This window comes from Serratia sp. EC4, assembly GCF_059652115.1.
In genome coordinates, this window is sequence record NZ_JBNIDE010000009.1 from 63,991 (window position 1) to 88,407 (window position 24,417).

Genomic DNA, 24,417 nt, shown 5'->3' on the forward strand with positions numbered 1-24,417 from the left:
TATGCATCATGTCGACCATCCTTACCCTCGACAGCGCCAGGCTGCGGCTGCGCCCCTGGCGTGATGACGATCTGCCGGCCTTTGCCGCGCTCAACGCCGATCCGCAGGTGATGCGCTATTTCCCGGCGCCGATGACGGCCGAGGGAAGCCGCGCGCAGGCCGAACGCATCCGCGCCTTCATGCAACAACACGGCTGGGGGCTGTGGGCGGTGGAAGTGAAAGGCGGCGCGCCCTTTATCGGTTTTGTCGGGCTGGCGCGGCCGGGCGACGACCTGCCTTGCGCCCCCTGCGTGGAGATTGGCTGGCGGCTGGCGGCGGCCCACTGGGGCAACGGCTATGCCGCAGAGGCGGCGCGCGCCGCGCTGGCGTGCGCCTTCGACACGCTGCACTTGCCGGAAGTGGTGTCCTTCACCGCCGAAGATAACCAGCCGTCGCGCCGGGTGATGACGCGCATCGGCATGCGCTTCGACGGCGAAACCTTCCTGCACCCGCGTCTGCCGGCGGGCCATCCGCTGCAACAGCACGTCTTGTACCGGCTGAACCGGCAAACGTGGCACGAACGCCACGGCGATTAATACAGCGTATCCTTCAGCCGCTGCGGCAGCGCGCTGTCGTACTCCTCACCGTCGAAGCGCGTTTGGCTCACCGCGGCCAAAATATGGCCGGGGCTGGGCAGCGCCGAACGTTCGAGGCGGCTGCCCTCTTCCCACAATCCCGAACGCAAGATCGCCCGGCTGCACTGGAAGAACACCGCCTCCACCCGAATGCGCAGCACCGAACGCGGCAACTGGTTGCGGTGGGCGAAGCGCTGCAGCACCGCCGGCGCCACCACGATCTCCGCCCGCCCGTTAATCCGCAGCGTTTCGCCGATGCCGGGGATCAGCAACAGCAGCGCCACCCGGTTATCGTGCAGGATATTGCGCAGGCTATCGATGCGATTATTGCCGCGCCGGTCCGGCAGCAGCAGGGTTTTCTCGTCTTCGATCTGGATAAAACCGGCCGGATCGCCGCGCGGGGAGACATCCATGCCGTCCGGCCCGACGGTCGAGAGGGCGGCAAACGGCGCCGCCTCGATAAACGGACGGTACGCCGGGTGGATATAGCTGACTTCTTTAAAAACCGAGGGCGCGGCGGGTTTGCCGTAAAGCTGTTCCAGCGCCGCGAGGTCGTTGATGATATCGCCAGACATTGCAGTTTCCTGAATAGGTCATATTGACCCCTTCAGCATAGAGCAAAATCGCCGGCGACTCTTACTCAGCGCTGGCGTGGTTCAGCGTCTGAATGTCGTCCGCATCCAGCGTCAGGCGGGTGGCGCTGACCAACTCATCCAACTGCGGCAACGAGGTGGCGCTGACGATCGGCGCGGTGATGCTCGGGCGCGCAATCAGCCAGGCCAGCGAGACCTGCGCCGGGGAGCTGCCGTGTTTGCCCGCCACCTGATCCAGCGCCGCCAGAATGCGGAAACCGCGCGGGTTCAGGTAGCGTTCGACGATGCGATCGCCGCGCTGGCTTTTGCCCTCGTCCGCTTTGCTGCGGTATTTGCCGGTCAGAAAACCACTGGCCAGCGCGAAGAAATTGATCACCCCGAGCCCGTGGCGCTGCGCCACGCCTTCCAGCTCGGCTTCATACCCTTCGCGCGCATACAGATTGTACTCCGGCTGCAGGGTTTCGTAGCGCGCCAATCCGTTGTTCTCGCTCACCCGCAGCGCTTCTTCCAGGCGATCCGCCTGATAGTTGGAGGCGCCGATCGCCCGCACCTTGCCGGCTTTGATCAGCGCATCGAACGCAGCCAGCGTCTCTTCCAGCGGCGTATCGCGGTCATCGTCGTGCGACTGGTAGAGATCGATATAATCGGTTTGCAGACGGCGCAGCGAATCTTCCACCGCCTGCTGAATATAGCGCGGCGACAGCCCCTGTTTGCCTTCGCCCATCGGTTTGCCCACCTTGGTGGCGATGATCACCTGGTCGCGCTTGCCGCTCTTCTTCAGCCATTCGCCGATGACGGTTTCCGATTCGCCGCCCCGGTTGCCCGGCGCCCAGCTGGAATAGACATCGGCGGTATCGATAAAGTTGAGCTGATTGTCCACCAGCGCATCCAGCAGGCTGAACGAGGTCGCTTGATCCGCCGTCCAGCCGAACACGTTGCCGCCAAAGGTCAACGCCGGCACCTGAATGCCCGAACGGCCCAGTTGTTTCTTGCTCATCACAAAGGCTCCATGGGTTAAATGATTTGCCTGTTAATTATTAGCGCCAAATGCAGGAAATCGTTAAAACGTATTGGCTATAAGCCGGAATAAATCACTTATAAACATAGCACGCGCAAATCACCCACTTATTAAGACAATGCTGACGGTTCCTCCATATTTCCTTCATTTTTATGCCGTCTTCGCTGGCTAAACTAGTATCCTGTAAGGAGTGTCATTTTTGTGGCAATGAGTGCCCGCGCCCCTGCCTTTTGGAGAGAATTTTCACCACCATGAATGCAAAACCCCAACGTCGTTCCCTGCTGCTGCGCCTGCTGGCTGCGGCGATTGCGATCATCGTCGCCGTTCTGGCCTGGCGCCATTTCAGCGCCGTTCAACCGACCGCCGGGACGACGCCGGGCGCGCACCAGGCCGCCGGTAAAACGGGAGCGGGCCGCGCGGCGAGCGGCAGACGCGGCGCGCCAATGTCGCCGGTGCAGGCGGCGACAGCCACGCAACAAACCGTGCCGCGCTATCTTTCCGGCTTGGGCACCGCCACCGCCGCCAATACCGTGACCGTCACCAGCCGGGTCGATGGCCAACTGATGGCGATCCACTTTACCGAAGGCCAGCAGGTCAAAGCCGGCGATCTGCTGGCGGAGATCGATCCCCGGCCGTTCCAGGTGCAGCTGACCCAGGCTCAGGGGCAGTTGGCAAAAGATCAGGCCACGCTGGCCAACGCCCGGCGCGATCTGGCGCGCTATCAGCAGTTGGTGAAAACCAATCTGGTTTCCCGTCAGGAGCTGGATACGCAGGCCTCGCTGGTGCAGCAGACCGAAGGCGCGATCAAGGCCGATCAGGGCGCGGTCGACAGCGCCAAACTGCAGATCACCTACAGCCGCATCACTGCGCCAATCGACGGCCGCGTCGGCCTGAAACTGGTCGACGTCGGCAACTATGTCACCAGCGGCAGCGCCACCGGTCTGGTGGTGATCACGCAGACGCACCCGATCGACGTAGTGTTCACGCTGCCTGAAGGCAACATCGCCGATCTGCTCAAGGCGCAAAAAGCCGGGCCGGTGAGCGTCGAAGCCTGGGATCGCACCAACCAGAACAAGCTGACGACCGGTTCGCTGCTGAGCCTGGACAACCAAATTGATACCGCCACCGGCACCATCAAGCTGAAAGCGCGTTTCGCCAACGAAGATGACGCGCTGTTCCCCAACCAGTTCGTCAACGCGCGGCTGCAGGTGGATACCCTGCACGACGCGGTGGTGATCCCGACCGCCGCGCTGCAGATGGGCAACGAGGGCAACTTCGTCTGGACGCTCGGCGAAGACAACAAGGTCAGCAAACATCGGGTCACCGCCGGCGTGCAGGACAGCCGGCAGGTGGTGATCAGCGCCGGCCTCAACGCCGGCGATCGGGTGGTGACCGACGGCATCGATCGCCTGACCGAAGGCATGCAGGTGGAAGTGCTCGCGCCGAGCGAAGCGCCGGCGGCGGCCAACGCCAAGCGCGAACCTGACGTTCAGAGGAAGTCCTGATGCAGGTGATGCCTCCCAACGCCGGCGGCGGTCCGTCCCGCCTGTTTATTCTGCGCCCGGTCGCCACCACGCTGCTGATGGTGGCGATATTGCTGGCGGGGATTATCGGCTATCGCGCGCTGCCGGTGTCCGCCCTGCCGGAGGTGGATTACCCCACCATCCAGGTGGTGACGCTATACCCCGGCGCCAGCCCGGACGTGGTGACCTCCGCCATTACCGCGCCGCTGGAACGCCAGTTCGGCCAGATGTCCGGCCTGAAGCAAATGGCGTCGCAAAGCGCCGGCGGCGCCTCGGTGGTGACGCTGCAGTTCCAGCTGGCGCTGCCGCTCGACGTCGCGGAGCAGGAAGTGCAGGCGGCGATCAACGCCGCCACCAACCTGCTGCCGAACGATCTGCCCTACCCGCCGATCTACAGCAAGGTTAACCCCGCCGATCCGCCGATCCTGACGCTGGCCGTGACCTCCACCGCCATGCCGATGACGCAGGTGGAAGACATGGTGGAAACCCGCGTGGCGCAAAAAATTTCTCAGGTGACCGGCGTCGGCCTGGTGACCCTGGCCGGCGGCCAACGCCCGGCGGTGCGCGTAAAATTGAACGCCGCGGCGGTCGCCGCCTATGGCCTGGACAGTGAAACCATCCGCGCCGCCATCAGCAACGCCAACGTCAACTCGGCGAAAGGCAGCCTTGACGGCCCGACCCGATCGGTCACCCTGTCCGCCAACGACCAAATGAAATCTGCCGATGACTATCGCCAGTTGATCGTCGCCTATCAGAACGGCGCGGCGATCCGCCTGCAGGATATCGCCACCATCGAACAAGGGGCGGAAAACACCCGGCTGGCGGCCTGGGCCAACCAGCAGCAGGCGATCGTGCTGAACATCCAACGCCAGCCCGGCGTCAACGTCATCACCACCGCCGACAGCATCCGCGAAATGCTGCCGACGCTGATTAAAAGCCTGCCCAAGTCGGTCGACGTCAAGGTGCTGACCGATCGCACCACCACCATCCGCGCCTCGGTCAGCGACGTGCAGTTCGAGCTGCTGCTGGCAGTCGCGCTGGTGGTGATGGTGATCTACGTGTTCCTGCGCAACGTGCCGGCGACCATTATCCCCAGCGTGGCGGTGCCGCTGTCGCTGGTGGGCACCTTCGCCGCCATGTACTTCCTCGGCTTCTCCATCAACAACCTGACGCTGATGGCGCTGACCATCGCCACCGGCTTCGTGGTGGACGACGCCATCGTGGTGATCGAGAACATCTCGCGCTACATCGAGAAAGGGGAAAAACCGCTCGACGCCGCGCTGAAAGGGGCCGGCGAGATCGGCTTCACCATCATCTCGCTGACCTTCTCGCTGGTGGCGGTGCTGATCCCGCTGCTGTTCATGGGCGACATCGTCGGCCGCCTGTTCCGCGAGTTCGCCGTCACGCTGGCGGTGGCGATTTTGATCTCCGCCGTGGTGTCGCTGACGCTGACGCCGATGATGTGCGCGCGCATGCTCAGCCACGAATCGCTGCGCAAGCAGAACCGTTTTTCCGCCGCCTCCGAACGCTTTTTCGAGCGGGTGATCGCGCGATACGGCCAGTGGCTGAAAACGGTGCTTAACCATCCCTGGCTGACGCTCGGCGTGGCCGTGGGCACCCTGGCGCTGACGGTATTGCTGTATCTGCTGATCCCGAAAGGTTTCTTCCCGGTGCAGGACAACGGCATCATTCAGGGCACGCTGGAAGCGCCGCAGAGCGTCTCGTTCAGCAACATGGCCGAGCGCCAGCAGCAGGTCGCGGCGCAGATCCTCAAGGATCCGGCGGTGGAAAGCCTGACCTCGTTCGTCGGCGTCGACGGCAGCAACGCCACGCTCAACAGCGGCCGGCTGCAGATCAACCTGAAGCCGCTGAGCGAACGCAGCGACCGCATTCCGGCGATCATCAGCCGCCTGCAGCAGCAAACGGCGCGGTTTCCCGGCGTGAAGCTGTACCTGCAACCGGTGCAGGATCTGACCATCGATACCCAGGTCAGCCGCACCCAGTACCAGTTCACCCTGCAGGCGATGTCGCTGGACGATCTCAGCCTGTGGGTGCCGCAGCTGATGGATGAGCTGAAACAAACCCCGCAGCTGGCGGACGTCACCAGCGACTGGCAGGATCAGGGGTTGGTGGCCTACGTTAACGTCGATCGCGATTCGGCCTCCCGCCTCGGCGTCACCATGAGCGACGTGGACAATGCGCTGTACAACGCGTTCGGCCAGCGCCTGATCTCCACCATCTACACCCAGGCCAACCAATACCGCGTGGTGCTGGAGCACGACGTCAGCGCGACACCGGGGTTGGCGGCGCTCAATGAGATCCGTCTGAGCGGCAACGACGGCGCCGTGGTGCCGCTGAGCGCCATCGCCAAAATCGAAGAGCGCTTCGGCCCGCTGTCGGTCAACCATCTCGACCAGTTCCCGTCGGCCACCGTTTCGTTCAACGTCGCCGACGGCTACTCGCTCGGCGAGGCGGTGGATGCGGTCACCCTGGCGGAAAAAAATCTCAACATGCCAAGGGACATCACCACCCAATTCCAGGGGGCGACCCTGGCCTTCCAGGCGGCGCTCGGCAGCACGCTGTGGCTGATTTTGGCGGCGGTGGTGGCGATGTACATCGTGCTGGGCGTGCTGTATGAAAGCTTCATTCATCCGGTCACCATCCTCTCCACTCTGCCGACCGCCGGGGTCGGCGCGCTGCTCGCGCTGATGATGGCCGGCAGCGAGCTGGACGTGATCGCCATCATCGGCATCATCCTGCTGATCGGCATCGTGAAGAAGAACGCCATCATGATGATCGACTTCGCGCTGGCGGCGGAACGCGAGCAGGGCTTATCGCCGCGCGACGCCATCTATCAGGCCTGCCTGCTGCGTTTCCGGCCGATCCTGATGACCACGCTGGCGGCCCTGCTCGGCGCGCTGCCGCTGATGCTGAGCACCGGCGTCGGTGCGGAGCTGCGGCATCCGCTCGGCGTCTGTATGGTCGGCGGTTTGATCATGAGCCAGATCCTGACGCTGTTCACCACGCCGGTGATCTACCTGCTGTTTGACAAGCTGGCGCGCAACACGCATCGCCAGCCGGATACGCAGGAGTTGCCGTGAGATTCTTCGCCCTGTTCATTCACCGGCCGGTGGCCACCACCCTGCTGACGCTGGCCATCGCCATCAGCGGCGCGATCGGCTTTCGCCTGCTGCCGGTGTCGCCACTGCCGCAGGTGGATTTTCCGGTGATTTCGATCAGCGCGTCGCTGCCGGGCGCCTCGCCGGAAACCATGGCGTCTTCGGTGGCGACGCCGCTGGAGCGCGCGCTGGGCCGCATCGCCGGGGTTAACGAAATGACGTCGATGAGCTCGCTCGGCAGTACCCGAGTCATTTTGCAGTTCGATCTCGATCGCGACATCAACGGCGCCGCGCGCGACGTGCAGGCGGCGATTAACGCCGCGCAAAGCCTGCTGCCGACCGGCATGCCGAGCCGCCCCAGCTACCGCAAGGTCAACCCTTCCGACGCGCCGATCATGATCCTGACGCTGACCTCGGACACCTACAGCCAGGGGCAGCTTTACGATTTCGCCTCCACCCAGCTGGCGCAGAAGATCAGCCAGACTGAGGGCGTCGGCGACGTTTCCGTCGGCGGCAGCTCGCTGCCGGCGGTGCGGGTGGAGCTGAACCCTTCGGCGCTGTTCAATCAGGGCGTGTCGTTGGACACCGTACGGCAGGCCATCGCCAACGCCAACGTGCGCCGCCCGCAGGGCGCCGTGGAAAACCCGCAGCAGCGCTGGCAGATCCAGGCCAACGACGCGCTGAAAACCGCCGATGCTTATCGTCCGCTGATCATTCATTACAACAACGGCTCGGCGGTGCGTTTAGCCGACGTGGCCGAGGTCAAAGACTCGGTGCAAGACGTGCGCAACGCCGGGATGACCGACGCCAAACCGGCGATCATTCTGGCCATCAGCCGCGCGCCGGACGCCAACATCATCGAAACCGTCGATCGCATTCGCGCCGAGCTGCCCGCCCTGCAGGAGAATATCCCGGCCTCGATTCAACTCAACGTCGCGCAGGATCGTTCGCCGACCATCCGCGCGTCGCTGGCCGAGGTGGAACAGTCGCTGGCGATCGCCATCGGGCTGGTGATCCTGGTGGTGTTCATCTTCCTGCGCTCCGGGCGCGCCACGCTGATCCCGGCGGTCGCCGTACCGGTGTCGCTGATCGGCTCGTTCGCCGCCATGTATCTGTGCGGGTTCAGCCTCAACAACCTGTCGCTGATGGCGCTGACCATCGCCACCGGCTTTGTGGTGGACGACGCCATCGTAGTGCTGGAAAACATTTCCCGCCACGTCGAGGCCGGCATGAAACCGATCAACGCCGCGCTGCTGGGCGCGCGGGAGGTCGGTTTCACCGTGCTGTCGATGAGCGTTTCGCTGGTGGCGGTGTTTATCCCGCTGCTGCTGATGGAAGGCCTGCCCGGCCGGCTATTCCGCGAGTTCGCCGTCACCCTGTCGGTGTCGATCGGGCTGTCGCTGATCGTCTCGCTGACGCTCACGCCAATGATGTGCGCCTACCTGCTGCGCCACCAGCCGCCGCGTTCGCAGCGGCGGGCGCGCGGCTTCGGCAAAATGCTGCTGGCGCTGCAGCAGGGCTACGGGCGCTCGCTGAACTGGGTGCTCGGCCACTCGCGCTGGGTGCTGGCGGTGTTCCTCGCCACCGTTGCGCTCAACGTCTGGCTGTATATCAGCATCCCGAAAACCTTCTTCCCGGAACAGGATACCGGGCGTCTGATGGGCTTTATTCAGGCCGACCAAAGCATTTCGTTCCAGGCAATGCGCGGCAAACTGGAAGACTTCATGAAAATCGTGCGCGAAGATCCGGACGTGGAAAACGTCACCGGTTTTACCGGCGGTTCGCGCACCAACAGCGGTTCGATGTTCATCTCACTGAAACCCCTGTCGGTACGCAGCGACGACGCGCAGAAAGTGATCGCCCGCCTGCGCGCCCGCCTGGCCAAAGAACCGGGCGCCAGCCTGTTTTTAATGGCGGTGCAGGATATCCGCGTCGGCGGCCGGCAGGCCAACGCCAGCTACCAATATACGTTGCTGGCGGACGATCTCGCCGCGCTGCGCGAATGGGAGCCGAAGATCCGCACCGCGCTGGCCGCATTGCCCGAGCTGGCGGACGTCAACTCGGATCAGCAGGATAAAGGCTCGGAGATGGATCTGGTCTACGATCGCGAAACCATGGCGCGCCTCGGCATTTCGGTGTCCGACGCCAACAACCTGTTGAACAACGCCTTCGGCCAGCGACAGATTTCGACCATCTACCAACCGCTCAACCAATACAAAGTCGTGATGGAAGTGGCGCCGCCCTACACCCAGGACGTGAGCTCGCTGGACAAAATGTTCATCATCAACAACGAAGGCAAAGCGATACCGCTCTCCTACTTCGCCAGTTGGCGGCCGGCCAACGCGCCGCTGTCGGTCAACCATCAGGGGCTGTCCGCCGCCTCGACCGTCTCCTTTAACCTGCCGGACGGCGGCAGCCTGTCGGACGCCACCGCGGCGATAGAGCGCACCATGACTCAGCTCGGCGTGCCGTCCACGGTGCGCGGCGCTTTCGCCGGCACCGCCCAGGTGTTCCAGGACACCCTGAAGTCGCAGTTGATCCTGATCCTGGCGGCGATCGCCACGGTGTATATCGTGCTCGGCGTGCTGTATGAGAGCTATATCCATCCTCTGACCATCCTTTCCACGCTGCCTTCCGCCGGCGTGGGGGCGCTGCTGGCGCTCGAGCTGTTCGGCGCGCCGTTCAGCCTGATCGCGCTGATCGGCATCATGCTGTTGATCGGCATCGTGAAGAAAAACGCCATCATGATGGTCGACTTCGCGCTCGAAGCGCAGCGCAACGGCGGCATCAGCGCCCGCGAGGCGATTTTCCAGGCCAGCCTGCTGCGTTTCCGGCCGATCATGATGACCACGCTGGCGGCGTTGTTCGGCGCGCTGCCGTTGGTGCTGACCAGCGGCGACGGCGCGGAGCTGCGCCAGCCGCTCGGCATCACCATCGCCGGCGGCCTGGTGATGAGCCAGCTGCTGACGCTGTACACCACCCCGGTGGTCTACCTTTACTTCGACCGGCTGCAGGCGAAGTTCCGCCGCAACAAGCAACTGGCTCCGCTGCCCCATTAATGGCCGACTGATGCTGATGAAACACGCCGCCACGGTACGCTGGCAACTCTGGATAGTGGCATTCGGCTTCTTTATGCAGACGCTGGATACCACTATCGTCAACACCGCCCTGCCCTCAATGGCCGCCAGCCTGGGGGAGAACCCGCTGCGCATGCAGTCGGTGATCGTCTCCTATGTGCTGACGGTGGCGGTGACGCTGCCGGCCAGCGGCTGGCTGGCGGACAAAGTCGGCGTACAGCGGGTGTTTTTCAGCGCCATCGTGCTGTTCACCCTCGGCTCCCTCCTCTGTGCCCGTTCGGAAACCCTGAACGAGCTGATCGCCTCGCGCGTGCTTCAGGGCGTCGGCGGCGCGATGATGGTGCCGGTCGGGCGCCTGACGGTGATGAAGATCGTGCCGCGCGAGCAGTACATGGCGGCGATGACCTTCGTGACGCTGCCGGGCCAGATCGGCCCGCTGATGGGGCCGGCGCTGGGCGGTTTCCTGGTGCAATACGCCAGCTGGCACTGGATTTTCCTGATCAATATTCCGGTGGGCATCGTGGGCGCCATCGCCACGCTGCTGCTGATGCCCAACTACCAAATGCAGACCCGCCGCTTCGATCTCAGCGGCTTTATCCTGCTGGCGATCGGCATGGCGTCGCTGACGCTGGCGCTCGACGGCCATAAAGGCATGGGGCTGTCCGGCGGCGCCATCGCCGGCCTGGTGGCGCTGGGCGCAGCGGCGCTGTTGGGGTATGTTTGGCATGCCTACGGCAATAGCCGCGCCCTGTTCTCGCTGCGGCTGCTTCGCACCCCGACCTACAAAATCGGGCTGCTGGCCAGCCTGCTGGGGCGCATCGGCAGCGGCATGCTGCCGTTCATGACGCCGCTGTTCCTGCAGGTGGGCATGGGTTTCACGCCGTTCCACGCCGGGCTGATGATGATCCCGATGATCATCGGCAGCATGGGCATGAAGCGCATCGTGGTGCAGGTAGTCAACCGCTTTGGCTACCGCAACGTGCTGGTGGCCGCCACGCTGCTGCTGGCGCTAGTCAGCCTGAGCTTCCTGCTGACGGCGATGCTCGGCTGGCTGTGGCTGCTGCCGGTGGTGCTGTTCTTCCAGGGGATGATCAACTCACTGCGCTTCTCGGCGATGAACACCCTGACGCTGAAAGATCTGCCGGACCGGCTGGCCAGCAGCGGCAACAGCCTGCTGTCGATGGTCATGCAGCTGTCGATGAGCCTCGGCGTCAGCGTCGCCGGCATCTTGATCGGCAGCTTCGCCCATCACCAGGTGGTGGCCGATAGCCCGGCCATCCACAGCGCATTCATTTACAGCTACTGCTGTATGGCGTTGATTATCGCTCTGCCCGCGCTCGCCTTCGCGCGCGTGCCGGCCGATAGCGCGCCCAACCGCACGCTGACCAAAGAGCCGGGTACCGGCTCAACGAGGTTGCAATGAGGATAGGCATTACCGGAAAACTGTTCCTGGCCATTTTCGCTACCTGCATGCTGGTGTTGATCACCATGCATTGGGGGGTGCGTGTCAGCTTTGAGCGCGGCTTTATCGATTACATCAAGAGCAGCAACGAGCAGCGCATCAACATGCTGAGCGAAGCGCTGGAGGAACAGTACAGCCATCATGGCAACTGGATATTCCTGCGCAACAACGATCAGGTGGTCTACCAAATCATGCGTTCGTTCGAGCAGAATAGCGACAGCAGCCACAATCTGCCGCCCAAGGGGTGGCGCACCCAGTTTTGGGTGGTGGACAGCCAGTTCAATCGGCTGGTCGGGCATTCCGGCCCGTTGCCGAAGGAAGGGCCTCGCCACCCGATCCGCTACAACAACGAGATCGTCGGCTGGGTGCTCACCACCCCGGTCGAGCGCCTGACGCGCAATACCGACATCAACTTCGATCGCCAGCAGCGGCGCACCAGCTGGATTATCGTCGCGCTCTCCACCCTGTTGGCGGCGGCGGTGACCTGGCTGCTGTCGCGCGGCATGCTGGCCCCGGTCAAGCGCCTGGTGGCGGGCACCCACCGCCTGGCGGCCGGCGATTTCACCACCCGCGTGGCGGTCAGCAGCCAGGATGAACTGGGCAGGCTGGCGCACGACTTCAATCAGTTGGCCACCTCGCTGGAAAAAAACGAGCAGATGCGTCGCGCCTTTATGGCCGACGTGTCGCACGAGCTGCGCACGCCGCTGGCGGTGCTGCGCGGCGAGCTGGAGGCGCTGCAGGACGGCGTGCGCCAGCCAACGCCGGCGTCGCTCAGCTCGCTGCAGGCCGAGGTATCCACCCTGACCAAACTGGTCGACGATCTGCACCAGCTGTCGCTCTCCGATCTCGGCGCGCTGGCCTATCGCAAGACGTCGGTGGACTGCGTGCACCTGGTGCAGATCGCCGTCGCCGCCTTCCGCGAACGCTTCCGCGCCAAAGGGCTGGAGATCGTCACCCATCTGCCGGCGCAGGCGCCGCTGTTCGGCGATCCCGATCGCCTGAACCAACTGTTCAATAACCTGCTGGAAAACAGCCTGCGTTACACCGACGCCGGCGGCCGGTTGGAGATCGGCGTCGAGCAGCAGCCGGGGCGGCTGCTCCTTTACTGGCAGGACAGCGCGCCGGGCATCAGCGATCAGCAACTGACGCGCATTTTCGAACGTTTCTACCGGGCGGAAGGTTCACGCAACCGCGCCAGCGGCGGTTCCGGGCTGGGGTTGGCGATCTGCCACAACATCGTGGAAGCGCACGACGGGAAAATCCGCGCCGAGCATTCGCCTTTAGGCGGCGTGCGCATTACAGTAGAATTTGCTACCCCGATAAAAAATAAGGCGCCCTGATGGACATTCAGAATCAACCCGTGCAAATCATGATTGTTGAAGATGAGCCCAAGCTGGGCCAGCTGCTGGTGGATTATCTCCAGGCGGCGGGCTACGCCACCCGCTGGCTGACCAACGGCAATGAGGTGGTGCCGACCGTGCACCAGCATCCGCCGGCGCTGATCTTGCTCGACCTGATGTTGCCGGGGGCCGACGGCCTGACGGTGTGCCGCGAGCTGCGCCGCTTCAGCGACGTGCCCATCGTGATGGTGACGGCGAAAATCGAAGAGATTGACCGCCTGTTGGGATTGGAGATCGGTGCCGACGATTACATCTGCAAACCCTACAGCCCGCGCGAAGTGGTGGCGCGGGTGAAAACCATCCTACGCCGCAGCTATCGGCCGCAGGAGAACGCGCGGGAAGATGACCTGCTGCACATCGATGAACCGCGCTTCCAGGCCAGCTATCAGGGGCAGTTATTGGATCTGACGCCGGCGGAGTTCCGCCTGCTGAAAACGCTGGCCAGCCAGCCGGGCAACGTGTTTTCACGCGAGCAGCTGCTGAACAACCTGTACGACGACTACCGGGTGGTCACCGACCGCACCATCGACAGCCACATCAAAAACCTGCGCCGCAAACTGGAACTGATCGACGGGGAAAAATCCTTCATCCGCTCGGTATACGGCGTGGGCTACCGCTGGGAAGCCGAGCCATGCCGGCTGATGAATGGGGTTTAGGGGAAATCAGCGCGTCCAGTCTTCAACCGCCAACCCGGGCACCATGGCGAATGCGCGATCGTTGGTCACCAGCGTCGCGCCACGGCTCTGCGCGTGAGCGGCGATCAGTTGATCGATCGCGCCCATGATTTTGCCCTTCCTCTCCATGGTTGCCCGCATTTCACCGTAGCAACGGGCGGCCTCGCTATCCCATGCATAGACCGTCACTGCAGCAAGAAAGGCCTCGACCATGCTTTGCAACGCCTTGTTCCGCCGTTTAGCCACACCGTAAAGCAGTTCCGCCTCCGTGACGCTGGAAATACATACGGCAGAAGGCGGGAGCTTTTCCATGACGTTAAGCACCTGCGGATGCTGCCGAAACAAGTGGCTGACGGTGTTGGTATCAAACATGTACATCGCCTACTCTTCCTCTGAGAACGGATCGCGGTCTGCCACCCCTTGCTGACGATCTTCCGCGCCAAGAAATTCTTGCGGCACCGGCGTTTGGGCGATAATGCTCAGCAGCGGTGCCCAGCTGTCCGGCTTTGCCGGATATTTGGATAAAATCACGTTGCCCTCCCGATCGCGACGGATATAGACACGATCCGTATCAAATTCAAATTCCACCGGTAACCTCACCGCCTGATTTCTGCCGTTTTTAAACAGCTTTGCGATTCTTTCCATCTTGACACCTCCACAGCAGGCATAGGCCAAAGCATATGCCTGTAGCGTGTCGATGCCAAGATATGTCGCTCATTTTTCATCCACATTGACGAAACGGCCAAACAGTAACGCACGATCTCACGGGGTGAAACCCTGTTCCCCTTGTTATGCGGCGCACTGCGCAATCGCCGCCCGCTCCCTTAGCTTCCCGTGCGGCGCTGTGCTTCTCGGACGAAAACTCCGCGCCGGCGCAAAAAAACTGCGCATTTTTTCGACTAAGCTGCTGTGAGGTTTAGCCGCCGATTTTCAAGCGATTGGCTACACTTACATCACGAATCGGAACCTACAGGAGAAGAACCATGGCAATCGGTCATTACGAGCTGAAAAAAGCAAAGAACGGACAGTACCACTTCAACCTGAAAGCCAGTAACGGCGAGATCATTCTGGCCAGCGAGATGTATGCCAGCAAAGCCTCGGCGGAGAACGGCATCGCCTCGGTGCAGACCAATTCACCGCACGAAGCGCAGTACGAACTGAAGCACAGCGCCAGCAATCAGCCCTATTTTGTGCTGAAGGCCAAGAACCATCAGGTGATCGGCGTCAGCGAAATGTACAGCTCCGAAAGCGCGGCCAAAAACGGTATCCAGTCGGTGACGAAAAACGGCCCGACCACCGACATCCGCGATTTGAGCGCCTGATCCCCCGTTTCGCCCGCGCGGTGGCCGCCACCGCGCGTTTTCCGTTTGACCGGGATCAATCTCCCTTGAATAAATCCGGTTAACTGCTGATTTCTTGCCGCACTGCGGCTACAATCCCCCGCTTTTACTGCGCCATCAGGTGGCGTGGTGCTGACCTGAAATCAGACCGAGACACACTATGTTTACACCGGAACTTCTCTCCCCGGCCGGCACGCTGAAAAATATGCGTTACGCCTTCGCCTACGGCGCCGATGCGGTTTACGCCGGCCAGCCGCGCTACAGCCTGCGGGTGCGCAACAACGAGTTCAACCACGAGAATCTGGCGCAGGGCATCAACGAAGCGCATGCGCTGGGCAAAAAATTCTACGTGGTGGTCAACATCGCCCCGCACAACGCCAAGTTGAAGACCTTCCTGCGCGATCTGAAGCCGGTTATCGATATGGGCCCGGATGCGCTGATCATGTCCGATCCCGGCCTGATCATGATGGTGCGCGAAGCCTTCCCGCAGATGGACATCCACCTGTCGGTGCAGGCCAACGCCGTTAACTGGGCGACGGTGAAGTTCTGGAAGCAAATGGGCCTGACCCGCGTGATCCTGTCGCGTGAACTGTCGCTGGAAGAGATCGCCGAGATCCGCGCCGAAGTGCCGGACATGGAGCTGGAGATCTTCGTCCACGGCGCGCTGTGCATGGCCTACTCCGGCCGCTGCCTGCTGTCCGGCTACATCAACAAGCGCGATCCCAATCAGGGCACCTGCACCAATGCCTGCCGCTGGCAGTACAAAGCGGAGGAAGGCAAAGAGGACGACACCGGCAATATCGTGCACCTGCACGAGCCGATCCCGGTGCAAACCGTCGAGCCGACGCTGGGCATCGGCGCGCCGACCGACAAGGTGTTCATGCTGTCTGAAGCGCAAAAGCCAGGCGAATATATGAGCGCCTTCGAGGACGAACACGGCACCTATATCATGAACTCCAAGGATCTGCGCGCCATCCAGCACGTGGAGCGTCTGACGCAGCTCGGCGTGCATTCGCTGAAGATCGAAGGGCGCACCAAGTCCTTCTACTACTGCGCCCGTACCGCTCAGGTCTATCGCCGCGCCATCGACGACGCGGCCGCCGGCAAACCGTTCGATCCGACCCTGCTCACCACGCTGGAAGGCCTGGCGCACCGCGGCTATACCGAAGGCTTCCTGCGCCGCCACGTGCACGAAGCGCAGCAGAATTACGACTACGGCTCCTCGCTCTCCGAGCGCCAGCAGTTCGTCGGCGAATTCACCGGCGTGCGCCGTGATGGCTGGGCGGAAGTCGACGTGAAGAATAAGTTCGCGCTCGGCGACAGCGTCGAAATGATGACACCAAGCGGCAACGTGGTGTTCACCCTCGAGAGCATGAAAAATAAGAAAGGCGAATCGATTGAGGTGGCGCCGGGCAACGGCCATATCGTTTATTTGCCGATCCCGCAGGATATCGATCTCAATTATGCGTTGCTGATCCGCAATTTGGCGGAAGAAAATAGCGCCGGGGCATAAAAATGAATCGCCGTCATTCGGCGGCGATTTTTAGCAAATATTAGAATTGGATCACATCAATGTGCGCGCAGCTTGGTTACTATCACGCTGCTTAAAACGAACAACGAAAATATTTGCATAGCAATACTAGGAACCACCTCCTTAGCCGGCCCAATCTCCCTTGGGCTGGCTTTTTCTTTATGGGTGCGCCTATTTTTTTCCACCACGCCTATTTCCATAACTTATTCCCATTATCCGTTTTAATAATAATAATCACGCCGCTTCGATATATAAATAACGCTACAGCGATTAATCCTAGCTTCTTTAACACTTTGCTTATTTCCGCGTAAAATTCAGATAAATTCGCATTGCTTCATATTCACTGAGCGCCGGGAAATAACCGGAATTAGCTGAATATTCTGATGGCCTGGTGGCGGCAGCTGGTTTATCTTGAGGCATTCTTGGTTTTCCGCCGGAGGATATCGGCAATGCCTCAACACTCACATGCGTCCGCCCTGCTTATCATCAACGGCAAAGGCGCCGGTAACGAAGAGCTGCGTCAGGCGGTCAACCGGCTGCGCGAAGAACAGATAACGTTGCACGTGCGCGTCACCTGGGAGCACGGCGATGCCGCGCGCTATGTCGCGGAAGCCGCACAGCTCGGCGTCGGCACCGTCGTCGCCGGCGGCGGTGACGGCACCATTAACGAAGTGGCCGCCGCGCTGGTGCAGCTGCCGGCGCACAACCGGCCGGCGCTGGGCATCCTGCCGCTCGGCACCGCCAACGACTTCGCCATGGCGTGCAATATCCCTCCGTCCCCCGAACTGGCGCTGCAGCTGGCGATCAAGGGCCGTTCAGTGCCGATCGATCTGGCGAAGGTCAACGGCGAGCGCTACTTCATCAACATGGCCACCGGCGGCTTCGGCACCCGCATCACCACCGAAACGCCGGAGAAGCTGAAGGCGGCGCTGGGCGGCGTGTCCTACTTTGTGCACGGCCTGCTGCGCATGGATACGCTGCAGGCCGACCGCTGTGAAATCCGCGGGCCGGACTTCCGCTGGGCCGGCGAGGCGCTGGTGATCGGCATCGGCAACGGCAAACAGGCCGGCGGCGGCCAGGAACTGTGCCCCAGCGCGCTGATCAACGACGGCCTGCTGCAGCTGCGCCTGCTGATCGCCGATGAACTGCTGCCGGCGCTGGTCGCCGCCCTGTTCAACGACGAAGAGAGCAACAGCATCCTCAGCGCGGCGCTGCCGTGGCTCGAGATCGACGCGCCGCATGAGATGACCTTCAACCTCGACGGCGAACCGCTCAAAGGCCGCCATTTCCGCATCGAAGTGTTGCCGCAGGCCATCGAATGCCGCCTGCCGCCTAACTGCGCCCTGCTGGGCTAACCTTGTCGGGCGCAGCCGCTGCGCCCCGCTTCTTCCCCTCCGTTCATCCGCTTCCACTCGCGATCAAATGTGATCCTCTCCGGCAAATTCATCAATTCATACTTGTATGGTAGTTAGTTCATGGCGTATTTTCGCGCTATCTCTCCGCAGCTACAGGATGTGAAGGTTATGAAAATCGTCAACGCCGAGGTGTTCGTCACCTGCCCGGGGCGCAACTTTGTCACGCTGAAAATCACCACCGATGACGGCATCATCGGCCTCGGTGACGCCACGCTGAACGGGCGCGAATTGCCGGTGGCCTCTTACCTGAAAGATCACCTCTGCCCGCAGTTGATCGGCCGCGACGCGCAGCGGATCGAAGACCTCTGGCAATTCTTCTACAAAGGCGCTTACTGGCGGCGCGGCCCGGTGACCATGTCCGCCATTTCCGCCGTCGACATGGCGCTGTGGGACATCAAGGCCAAGGCCGCCAATATGCCGCTGTATCAGCTGTTGGGCGGCGCCTCGCGCTCGGGAGTGATGGTGTATTGCCACACCACCGGCCATTCGATCGACGAGGTGCTCGACGACTACGCCAAACATAAAGAGCAAGGCTTCAAGGCGATCCGCGTTCAATGCGGCGTGCCGGGCATGAAAACCACTTACGGCATGGCCAAGGGCAAAGGCCAGGCTTATGAGCCGGCCACCAAGGGCGACTGGCCGGAAGAGCAGCTGTGGTCGACGGAAAAATACCTCGATTTCACCCCCAAACTGTTCGACGCAGTGCGCACCAAGTTCGGTTTCAACGAGCACCTGCTGCACGACATGCACCACCGCCTGACGCCGATCGAAGCGGCGCGCTTCGGTAAAAGCGCCGAGCCGTATCGCCTGTTCTGGATGGAAGATCCGACGCCGGCGGAAAATCAGGCCTGTTTCCGCCTGATCCGCCAGCATACCGTCACGCCGATCGCCGTCGGCGAGGTGTTCAACAGCATCTGGGACTGCAAGCAGCTGATCGAAGAACAGTTGATCGACTACATCCGCACCACCCTGACGCACGCGGGCGGCATTACCGGCATGCGGCGCATCGCCGACTTCGCCTCACTGTATCAGGTGCGCACCGGTTCACACGGCCCTTCCGATCTGTCGCCGATCTGCATGGCGGCGGCGCTGCACTTCGATTTGTGGGTGCCAAACTTCGGCGTGCAGGAATACATGGGCTATTCCGAGCAAATGCTCGAGGTGTTCCCGCACAGCTGGACGTTCGACGACGGCTATATGCATCCGGGCGACAAGCCGGGCATCGGCATCGAGTTCGATGAGAAGCTGGCGGCCCGTTACCCGTATGAACCGGCCTACCTGCCGGTCGCGCGTCTGGAGGATGGCACCTTATGGAACTGGTAAACACCATGCGCAGCGTCGTGATCGAACAGCCCGGGCGCCTGGCGATCCAGACGCGCGCGCTGCCGCAACCGGCGGCCGGCGAAGTGCGGGTCAAGGTGAAATTCGCCGGCATCTGTGGCTCCGACGTCCATATCTATCACGGCCATAACCCGTTCGCCCGCTACCCGCGGGTGATCGGCCACGAGTTCTTTGGCTTGATCGATGCGCTGGGCGAAGGCGTCGATCCGGCGCGCCTCGGCGAACGCGTCTCGGTAGACCCGGTGGTGAGCTGCGGCCACTGCTATCCCTGTTCGGTCGGCCGCCCCAACGTCTGCACCTCGCTGCAGGTGATCGGCGTGCACTGCGACGGCGGCTTCAGCGACTACGCCTGCGTACCGGCGCGCAATGCCTACCCGGTTCCGCCGGCCATCAGCGATCGCCACGCCGCGATGATCGAACCCTTCAGCATCGCCGCCAACATTACCGCCCATCTGCAACCGCGCCCCGACGACATCGCGCTGATCTACGGCGCCGGGCCGATGGGGCTCACGGTGATCCAGACGCTGAAAGGGGTGTATGGCGTCAAGCAGGTATGGGTCGTCGATCGCATCGCCGAGCGGCTGGACATGGCGCGCGCCAACGGCGCCGACGAAACATTCAACAACGCCGAGGCCGCATTGCCGCAGGCGCTGCAGCAGCGCGGCGTTCAGCCGACGCTGATCGTCGATGCCGCTTGCCACCCCGCCATTTTACCGGAGGCGATCGCGCTGGCTTCGCCGGCCGCGCGCATCGGCATCATGGGCTTTTCCGGCGACGCCTGCACCCTGACCCAGCAGAGCATCACCAGCAAGGAGCTGTCGATCTTCTCTTCGCGCCTGAACAGCGCGCGCTTCCCGCAGGTGATCGCCTGGATGGCGGACGGCAAGCTGGACCCGCAGCGTCTGCTCACCCACTGCGTGCCCGCCGACGACGTCGAACGGGCGATGCAGATGTTCGAGCGGGATCAGCGCACCTGCTGCAAGGTGCTGCTGCAGTTCGAGTAACGCCAAGGCGGCATCGGGGCATGAGGCGGCGCCCGCCGCCCGTGCAAACAACGAAGCATCACGATTAAAACGACACCCAGTGGAGTGCTTTATGTTTAAAAACCTGCGTTGGACCATCGTGTTCCTGCTGTTCATGGTCTACATGATCAACTACCTCGATCGCGTGGCGCTGTCGATCACCGTGCCGATGATCGAACAGGATCTGATGCTGAACGCCGAACAGTTCGGTCTGATCTTCGGCAGCTTCTTCTTCGGCTACGCCATTTTCAACTTCGTCGGCGGGCTGGCGGTCGACCGCTTCGGCCCGACGCTGGTGCTGGGCGTGGCGGTCGGCCTGTGGTCCATCTTCTGCGGCATGACGGCGATCGCCACCGGTTTTTACTCAATGCTGATCCTGCGCGTCCTGTTCGGCATGGCCGAAGGGCCGATCTGCGCCTCGGCCAACAAGATGATTAACGGCTGGTTCCCGAAGAAACAGGCGGCGACCGCCGTGGGCCTGCTCAGCGCCGGTTCGCCGTTGGGCGGCGCGGTGGCCGGGCCGATCGTCGGCTATCTGGCGCTGGCGTTCGGCTGGCGGCCGGCGTTTATGATCATCTGCGCCATCGGCATCGTCTGGATGCTGGTGTGGTTCTTCGTGGTGGCGGATAACCCGGCGAAAAGCCAACGCGTCAGCAACGAAGAACGGGCGCTGATCGCACGGTTGAAACAGGAAAATCTCGGCGAGGAAAGCGCCTTGAGCGACGCTCCGCACGGGCTGGGTTACTACCTGAAGCAGCCGATCATTCTGGTCACCGCCTTCGCCTTCTTCTGCTACAACTACATCCTGTTCTTCTTCCTGAGCTGGTTCCCCTCGTATCTGGTGCAGGCGCACAACCTGAACATCAAAGAGATGAGCCTGACCACGATGATCCCGTGGATCGTCGGCTTCGTCGGGCTGGCGCTCGGCGGCTATATTTCCGACAAGATCTTCAACATCACCGGCAAATTGCTGCTGTCACGCAAGATCGTGCTGGTCACCAGCCTGCTGGCGGCGGCGGTGTGCGTGGCGTTGGCGGGCACCGTCAGCAGCGTGGTGCCGGCGGTGATGCTGATGTCGGTGTCGATCTTCTTCCTCTACATTACCGGCGCCCTTTACTGGGCGATCATTCAGGACGTGGTGCATAAATCCCGGGTCGGCGGCGCCAGCGGGTTCATTCATTTGATCGGCAGCGTCTCCGGCATCATCGGGCCGATCGCCACCGGCTACATCGTGCAGAACACCGGCAAATTCGACAGCGCCTTTATGCTGGCGGGCGGCGTCGCCGCGCTGGGCGCGCTGCTGGTGCTGCTGGTGATCAAGGAGCCGCGCGCAACGGCGGGCGTGCAAATCTTAAAACCCTAACGCCAGACGGGGCGGCTTCGCCCCTTTGCTTACCTCTCCAGGGACATTGAACATGAGACTTTCCGACCACAGCGCGCTGCCGGCCGCCGTTATCCGGCCCGGCTACGCACGTGAGCGCGTGAAACCGCGCATGGCGCATATCGGCTTCGGCGCGTTTCACCGCGCGCACCAGGCGATGTACGCCGACAGGCTGGCCAGCGAGCACGGCAGTGACTGGGGCTACTGCGAAATCAGCATGCAGCACGGCCGGCAAAAGATCGCCGATCTACGGCAACAGAACCTGCTGTTCTCGGTGGCGGAGATGGACGACGACGGCTGGCGGGGCCGGGTCATCGGCGTGGTGCGCCAGGCGCTGCACCTGCAAACCGACGGGCTGGCGGCGGTGCTGGCGGCCCTGACGCAGCCCGAGATCGCCATCGTCTCGCTGACCATCAGCGAAAAGGGCTATTGCCACCACCCCGCCAGCGGCCGGCTGATGGCGGAACACCCGGCGATCGCGCATGATATCGCCCACCCGGCACAGCCGCAGTCGGCGCCGGGGCTGCTGCTGGCGGCGCTGCGCCTGCGCCGTGAACGCGGGCTGCCGCCGTTCGCCGTGATGTCCTGCGATAACATGCCGGCCAACGGCCAGGTCACGCGCCAGGTGCTGGTCGAACTGGCGCAGCGGCAGGATCCGGCGTTGGCCGACTGGGTGCGTCAAGAGGTCGCCTTCCCTTCCACCATGGTGGATCGCATTGTGCCGGCGGTAACACCGGAGGCCCGCGAACAACTGTTTGTCTGGCTGGGCGGCGTCGAGGATGAGGTCGGCGTGGCCTGCGAGCCGTTCAGCCAGTGGGTCATTGAGGACCGATTTCCCCAGGGGCGCCCGGCCTGGGAAAAAGTCGGCGCCGAACTGGTGAGCGACGTGCTGCCGTACGAGGAGATGAAGCTGCGCATGCTGAACGGCAGCCATTCGTTCCTCGCCTATCTCGGCTATTTGGCCGGTTATCAGCACGTCGGCGATTGCATGCAGGATGCGGATTTTGTCCGCGCCGCCCGTCACCTGATGCTGGCGGAACAGGCGCCGACCCTGCAGGTGCCGAACGTCGATTTGGCGCAGTATGCCGACTCGCTGCTGCAGCGTTACCGCAACCGCGCGTTGAAGCACCGCACCGCGCAGATCGCCATGGACGGCACGCAGAAGTTGCCGCAACGGCTGCTGGACGCGATCCGCTGGCATCTGGCGCGCGGCAGCCGCTTCGACTGCCTGGCGCTGGGCGTCGCCGGCTGGATGCGCTACGTCGGCGGCCGCGATGAACAAGGCGAGCCGATCGCCATCAGCGATCCGCTGCGCGAACGCCTCGCCGCGTTGGTCGCCGGCAGCGAGGAAGGCCGGCCCCGCGTCCTGGCGCTGCTGCAACTCGACAGCGTCTTCGGCCGCGATCTGCCCGATTCGCCTGACTTCGTCCACGCCGTCAGCCACGCTTATCACCAACTGCTGAGCCTGGGGGCCAAAGCCGCCGTCGCCGCTCTGCCGCTTACCGACCGGGAGGTTTCCGATGACCGTCACCACGCATAATGCCGTCAATACCGGCAATCAACCGCTGCTGCGGCGCGTCGCCAGCGCTTCGGCCATCGGCACCGCCGCCGAATACTATGATTTCTTCGCCTACGGCACCGCCGCGGTGCTGTTCTTCGGCCAGCTGTTTTTCCCCAGCGCCGATCCGCTGATCAGCACGCTGGCGGCCTTCGCCACCTACGCGGTCGGTTTCCTGGCGCGTCCGCTGGGCGGCATCGTGTTCGGCCATATCGGCGACAAAGTCGGCCGCAAGAAGGCGCTGGTGATCACCATCCTGATCGTCGGCCTCGGCACCTTTTGCATCGGCCTGCTGCCCACCTATGAGCAGATCGGCATCTGGGCGCCGATCGCGTTGATCTTTATCCGCGTGCTGCAGGGCTTCGGCGTCGGCGGCGAACAGGCCGGCGCGGTGCTGATGACCGCCGAATATGCGCCGCCGCCGCGGCGCGGCTTCTACGCCAGCTGGGTGCAGATCGGCGCGCCTGCCGGTTTCTTGCTGCCGTCCGGGCTGTTCGCGCTGCTGACCGCCGTGCTGTCGCCGGCGCAGATGCTGGACTGGGGCTGGCGCATTCCGTTCCTGCTCAGCCTGCTGCTGGTGCTGGTCGGGCTGTTTATTCGCCTGAAGATCGACGAATCGCCGGTGTTTACCCAGATCCGCGCCACCAAAGCGGTGGAGAGCCGGCCGGTGGTGGAAGTGGCCCGCCGCTATCCCGGCCTTATCGCCAAAGGAGTGTGCGCCAAGCTGATCGAAGCCTGCGCCTTCGCCATGTTCACGGTGATCGTGCTGGCCTACGGTAAGGCCAACCACCTCAACGAAAGCATTCTGCTGGAGGCGATGATCGTGGCGGTGCTGCTGGAGATTTTCGCCATTCCGCTGATGGGCCGCCTCTCCGATCGGCTGGGGCGCAAACCGGTTTACATCGCCGGCGCGCTGCTGCAGGTGGTGTGCATCGTGCCGTTCTTTATGGCGATCAACCTCGATAATTTCTGGGTGACGCAGATCGCCATGATCGTGGTGCTGACCTTCGGCCACAGCATGTGCTACGCGCCGCAGGCCTCCTACTTCCCGGAACTGTTCCCCACCCGCGTGCGCTGCAGCGGCATCGCGCTGATCTGGCAGATCGGCTCGCTGATCGGCAGCGGCATTCTCGGGCTGCTGGCGGTGAAGATCCTGCAGGTGACCGGCGGCCATTACTACGGGCTGGCCGGCTACATGATGGTGCTGGGCGTGGTGTCGGCCCTCGGCCTGAGCCTGATGCCGGAAACCGCGCCAGAGCGGCGCAAGCAGGAGTATCAGGATTGGCATCACTGAGTTACCCTGCCCGGCGGGTGGATTTATCCCCCCGCCCTCAACCAATAATCTGCTA

The 24,417-nt window shown here is 62.8% G+C and carries 19 protein-coding genes; 15 read left to right on the top strand and 4 right to left on the bottom strand.

Annotation, left to right across the window (positions count from 1 at the left end):
- The first annotated feature begins 8 nt into the window (after nucleotides 1–8).
- Entirely contained in the window at nucleotides 9–575 is a 567-nt protein-coding gene (locus ACP39K_RS20380) for a GNAT family N-acetyltransferase (protein WP_060445285.1), read from the top strand.
- On the opposite strand, the gene ACP39K_RS20385 is transcribed toward ACP39K_RS20380, so the two are convergent.
- Both ACP39K_RS20385 and ACP39K_RS20390 read right to left on the bottom strand, forming a co-directional pair.
- Entirely contained in the window at nucleotides 572–1,189 is a 618-nt protein-coding gene (locus ACP39K_RS20385; protein ID WP_016926711.1) for a pyridoxamine 5'-phosphate oxidase family protein, read from the bottom strand. The two genes, ACP39K_RS20380 and ACP39K_RS20385, sit on opposite strands and share 4 nt — an antisense overlap.
- 61 nt (nucleotides 1,190–1,250) lie before the next feature.
- Nucleotides 1,251–2,204 (bottom strand): aldo/keto reductase, encoded by a 954-nt coding sequence (locus tag ACP39K_RS20390; protein WP_033632388.1) that lies wholly within the window; start codon nucleotides 2,202–2,204, stop codon nucleotides 1,251–1,253.
- Nucleotides 2,205–2,476: 272 nt separating this feature from the next.
- Here ACP39K_RS20390 and ACP39K_RS20395 point away from each other — a divergent pair, with 272 nt between their 5' ends.
- Genes ACP39K_RS20395 through baeR form a run of 6 tightly spaced genes read left to right on the top strand, consistent with a single transcriptional unit; the run spans nucleotide 2,477 to nucleotide 13,462 of the window.
- Nucleotides 2,477–3,730 (top strand): MdtA/MuxA family multidrug efflux RND transporter periplasmic adaptor subunit, encoded by a 1,254-nt coding sequence (locus ACP39K_RS20395; RefSeq protein ID WP_115116661.1) that lies wholly within the window; start codon nucleotides 2,477–2,479, stop codon nucleotides 3,728–3,730.
- Nucleotides 3,730–6,849 carry an MdtB/MuxB family multidrug efflux RND transporter permease subunit gene (locus ACP39K_RS20400; protein WP_147827703.1) on the top strand — a complete coding sequence of 1,040 codons (3,120 nt, stop codon included), beginning with the start codon at nucleotides 3,730–3,732 and terminating at the stop codon, nucleotides 6,847–6,849. The genes ACP39K_RS20395 and ACP39K_RS20400 overlap by 1 nt, the downstream gene beginning before the upstream one ends.
- Complete coding sequence (gene mdtC, locus ACP39K_RS20405; RefSeq protein WP_033639651.1) at nucleotides 6,846–9,926, top strand: multidrug efflux RND transporter permease subunit MdtC; 3,081 nt, start codon at nucleotides 6,846–6,848, stop codon at nucleotides 9,924–9,926. Before ACP39K_RS20400 ends, mdtC begins: the two co-directional genes overlap by 4 nt.
- Nucleotides 9,927–9,936: 10 nt before the next feature.
- Complete coding sequence (mdtD, locus tag ACP39K_RS20410; RefSeq protein ID WP_060445283.1) at nucleotides 9,937–11,367, top strand: multidrug transporter subunit MdtD; 1,431 nt, start codon at nucleotides 9,937–9,939, stop codon at nucleotides 11,365–11,367.
- A complete protein-coding gene (baeS, locus tag ACP39K_RS20415; protein WP_197788463.1) occupies nucleotides 11,364–12,746 on the top strand; it encodes an envelope stress sensor histidine kinase BaeS in 1,383 nt (460 codons plus the stop codon). The genes mdtD and baeS overlap by 4 nt, the downstream gene beginning before the upstream one ends.
- Nucleotides 12,746–13,462 carry an envelope stress response regulator BaeR gene (baeR, locus tag ACP39K_RS20420; protein WP_004941568.1) on the top strand — a complete coding sequence of 239 codons (717 nt, stop codon included), beginning with the start codon at nucleotides 12,746–12,748 and terminating at the stop codon, nucleotides 13,460–13,462. Before baeS ends, baeR begins: the two co-directional genes overlap by 1 nt.
- Before the next feature lie 6 nt (nucleotides 13,463–13,468).
- Here the strand turns inward: baeR and ACP39K_RS20425 are convergent, their stop codons facing one another.
- A complete protein-coding gene (locus ACP39K_RS20425; RefSeq protein WP_033639649.1) occupies nucleotides 13,469–13,858 on the bottom strand; it encodes a type II toxin-antitoxin system VapC family toxin in 390 nt (129 codons plus the stop codon).
- 3 nt (nucleotides 13,859–13,861) lie between these two features.
- Complete coding sequence (locus tag ACP39K_RS20430) at nucleotides 13,862–14,125, bottom strand: antitoxin (RefSeq protein WP_004941563.1); 264 nt, start codon at nucleotides 14,123–14,125, stop codon at nucleotides 13,862–13,864.
- A gap of 338 nt (nucleotides 14,126–14,463) precedes the next feature.
- Between ACP39K_RS20430 and ACP39K_RS20435 the strand changes: the two genes are divergently transcribed.
- From ACP39K_RS20435 to ACP39K_RS20470, 8 genes are all read left to right on the top strand, one after another.
- Entirely contained in the window at nucleotides 14,464–14,802 is a 339-nt protein-coding gene (locus tag ACP39K_RS20435) for a YegP family protein (RefSeq protein WP_016926703.1), read from the top strand.
- A 178-nt stretch (nucleotides 14,803–14,980) separates the two neighbouring features.
- Nucleotides 14,981–16,333 (top strand): prephenate-dependent tRNA uridine(34) hydroxylase TrhP, encoded by a 1,353-nt coding sequence (trhP, locus tag ACP39K_RS20440; RefSeq protein WP_497008797.1) that lies wholly within the window; start codon nucleotides 14,981–14,983, stop codon nucleotides 16,331–16,333.
- 467 nt (nucleotides 16,334–16,800) lie between these two features.
- Entirely contained in the window at nucleotides 16,801–17,706 is a 906-nt protein-coding gene (gene yegS, locus ACP39K_RS20445) for a lipid kinase YegS (RefSeq protein ID WP_016926701.1), read from the top strand.
- A gap of 168 nt (nucleotides 17,707–17,874) precedes the next feature.
- The gene (manD, locus tag ACP39K_RS20450; protein ID WP_016926700.1) at nucleotides 17,875–19,089 is read left to right on the top strand and encodes a D-mannonate dehydratase ManD; all 1,215 of its coding nucleotides are present in this window, start codon (nucleotides 17,875–17,877) and stop codon (nucleotides 19,087–19,089) included.
- Between the two features lie 5 nt (nucleotides 19,090–19,094).
- The gene (locus ACP39K_RS20455; protein WP_187178382.1) at nucleotides 19,095–20,111 is read left to right on the top strand and encodes a Zn-dependent oxidoreductase; all 1,017 of its coding nucleotides are present in this window, start codon (nucleotides 19,095–19,097) and stop codon (nucleotides 20,109–20,111) included.
- 91 nt (nucleotides 20,112–20,202) lie between these two features.
- On the top strand, nucleotides 20,203–21,492 hold the full coding sequence (locus ACP39K_RS20460) for an MFS transporter (RefSeq protein WP_497008798.1): 1,290 nt from the start codon (nucleotides 20,203–20,205) through the stop codon (nucleotides 21,490–21,492).
- A 52-nt stretch (nucleotides 21,493–21,544) separates the two neighbouring features.
- The gene (locus ACP39K_RS20465) at nucleotides 21,545–23,050 is read left to right on the top strand and encodes a mannitol dehydrogenase family protein (RefSeq protein WP_497008799.1); all 1,506 of its coding nucleotides are present in this window, start codon (nucleotides 21,545–21,547) and stop codon (nucleotides 23,048–23,050) included.
- A complete protein-coding gene (locus ACP39K_RS20470) occupies nucleotides 23,031–24,362 on the top strand; it encodes an MFS transporter (protein ID WP_048325252.1) in 1,332 nt (443 codons plus the stop codon). Before ACP39K_RS20465 ends, ACP39K_RS20470 begins: the two co-directional genes overlap by 20 nt.
- Nucleotides 24,363–24,417: the final 55 nt, after the last annotated feature.

Excerpts from the sequence above, each read along its gene's own strand:
- ACP39K_RS20380 (WP_060445285.1), top strand. The coding sequence starts at position 9 with ATGTCGACCATCCTTACCCTCGACAGCGCCAGGCTGCGGCTGCGCCCC.
- ACP39K_RS20385 (WP_016926711.1), bottom strand. The coding sequence starts at position 1,189 with ATGTCTGGCGATATCATCAACGACCTCGCGGCGCTGGAACAGCTTTAC.
- ACP39K_RS20390 (WP_033632388.1), bottom strand. The coding sequence starts at position 2,204 with ATGAGCAAGAAACAACTGGGCCGTTCGGGCATTCAGGTGCCGGCGTTG.
- ACP39K_RS20395 (WP_115116661.1), top strand. The coding sequence starts at position 2,477 with ATGAATGCAAAACCCCAACGTCGTTCCCTGCTGCTGCGCCTGCTGGCT.
- ACP39K_RS20400 (WP_147827703.1), top strand. The coding sequence starts at position 3,730 with ATGCAGGTGATGCCTCCCAACGCCGGCGGCGGTCCGTCCCGCCTGTTT.
- mdtD (WP_060445283.1), top strand. The coding sequence starts at position 9,937 with ATGCTGATGAAACACGCCGCCACGGTACGCTGGCAACTCTGGATAGTG.
- baeS (WP_197788463.1), top strand. The coding sequence starts at position 11,364 with ATGAGGATAGGCATTACCGGAAAACTGTTCCTGGCCATTTTCGCTACC.
- baeR (WP_004941568.1), top strand. The coding sequence starts at position 12,746 with ATGGACATTCAGAATCAACCCGTGCAAATCATGATTGTTGAAGATGAG.
- ACP39K_RS20425 (WP_033639649.1), bottom strand. The coding sequence starts at position 13,858 with ATGTACATGTTTGATACCAACACCGTCAGCCACTTGTTTCGGCAGCAT.
- ACP39K_RS20430 (WP_004941563.1), bottom strand. The coding sequence starts at position 14,125 with ATGGAAAGAATCGCAAAGCTGTTTAAAAACGGCAGAAATCAGGCGGTG.
- ACP39K_RS20435 (WP_016926703.1), top strand. The coding sequence starts at position 14,464 with ATGGCAATCGGTCATTACGAGCTGAAAAAAGCAAAGAACGGACAGTAC.
- trhP (WP_497008797.1), top strand. The coding sequence starts at position 14,981 with ATGTTTACACCGGAACTTCTCTCCCCGGCCGGCACGCTGAAAAATATG.
- yegS (WP_016926701.1), top strand. The coding sequence starts at position 16,801 with ATGCCTCAACACTCACATGCGTCCGCCCTGCTTATCATCAACGGCAAA.
- manD (WP_016926700.1), top strand. The coding sequence starts at position 17,875 with ATGAAAATCGTCAACGCCGAGGTGTTCGTCACCTGCCCGGGGCGCAAC.
- ACP39K_RS20455 (WP_187178382.1), top strand. The coding sequence starts at position 19,095 with ATGCGCAGCGTCGTGATCGAACAGCCCGGGCGCCTGGCGATCCAGACG.
- ACP39K_RS20460 (WP_497008798.1), top strand. The coding sequence starts at position 20,203 with ATGTTTAAAAACCTGCGTTGGACCATCGTGTTCCTGCTGTTCATGGTC.
- ACP39K_RS20465 (WP_497008799.1), top strand. The coding sequence starts at position 21,545 with ATGAGACTTTCCGACCACAGCGCGCTGCCGGCCGCCGTTATCCGGCCC.
- ACP39K_RS20470 (WP_048325252.1), top strand. The coding sequence starts at position 23,031 with ATGACCGTCACCACGCATAATGCCGTCAATACCGGCAATCAACCGCTG.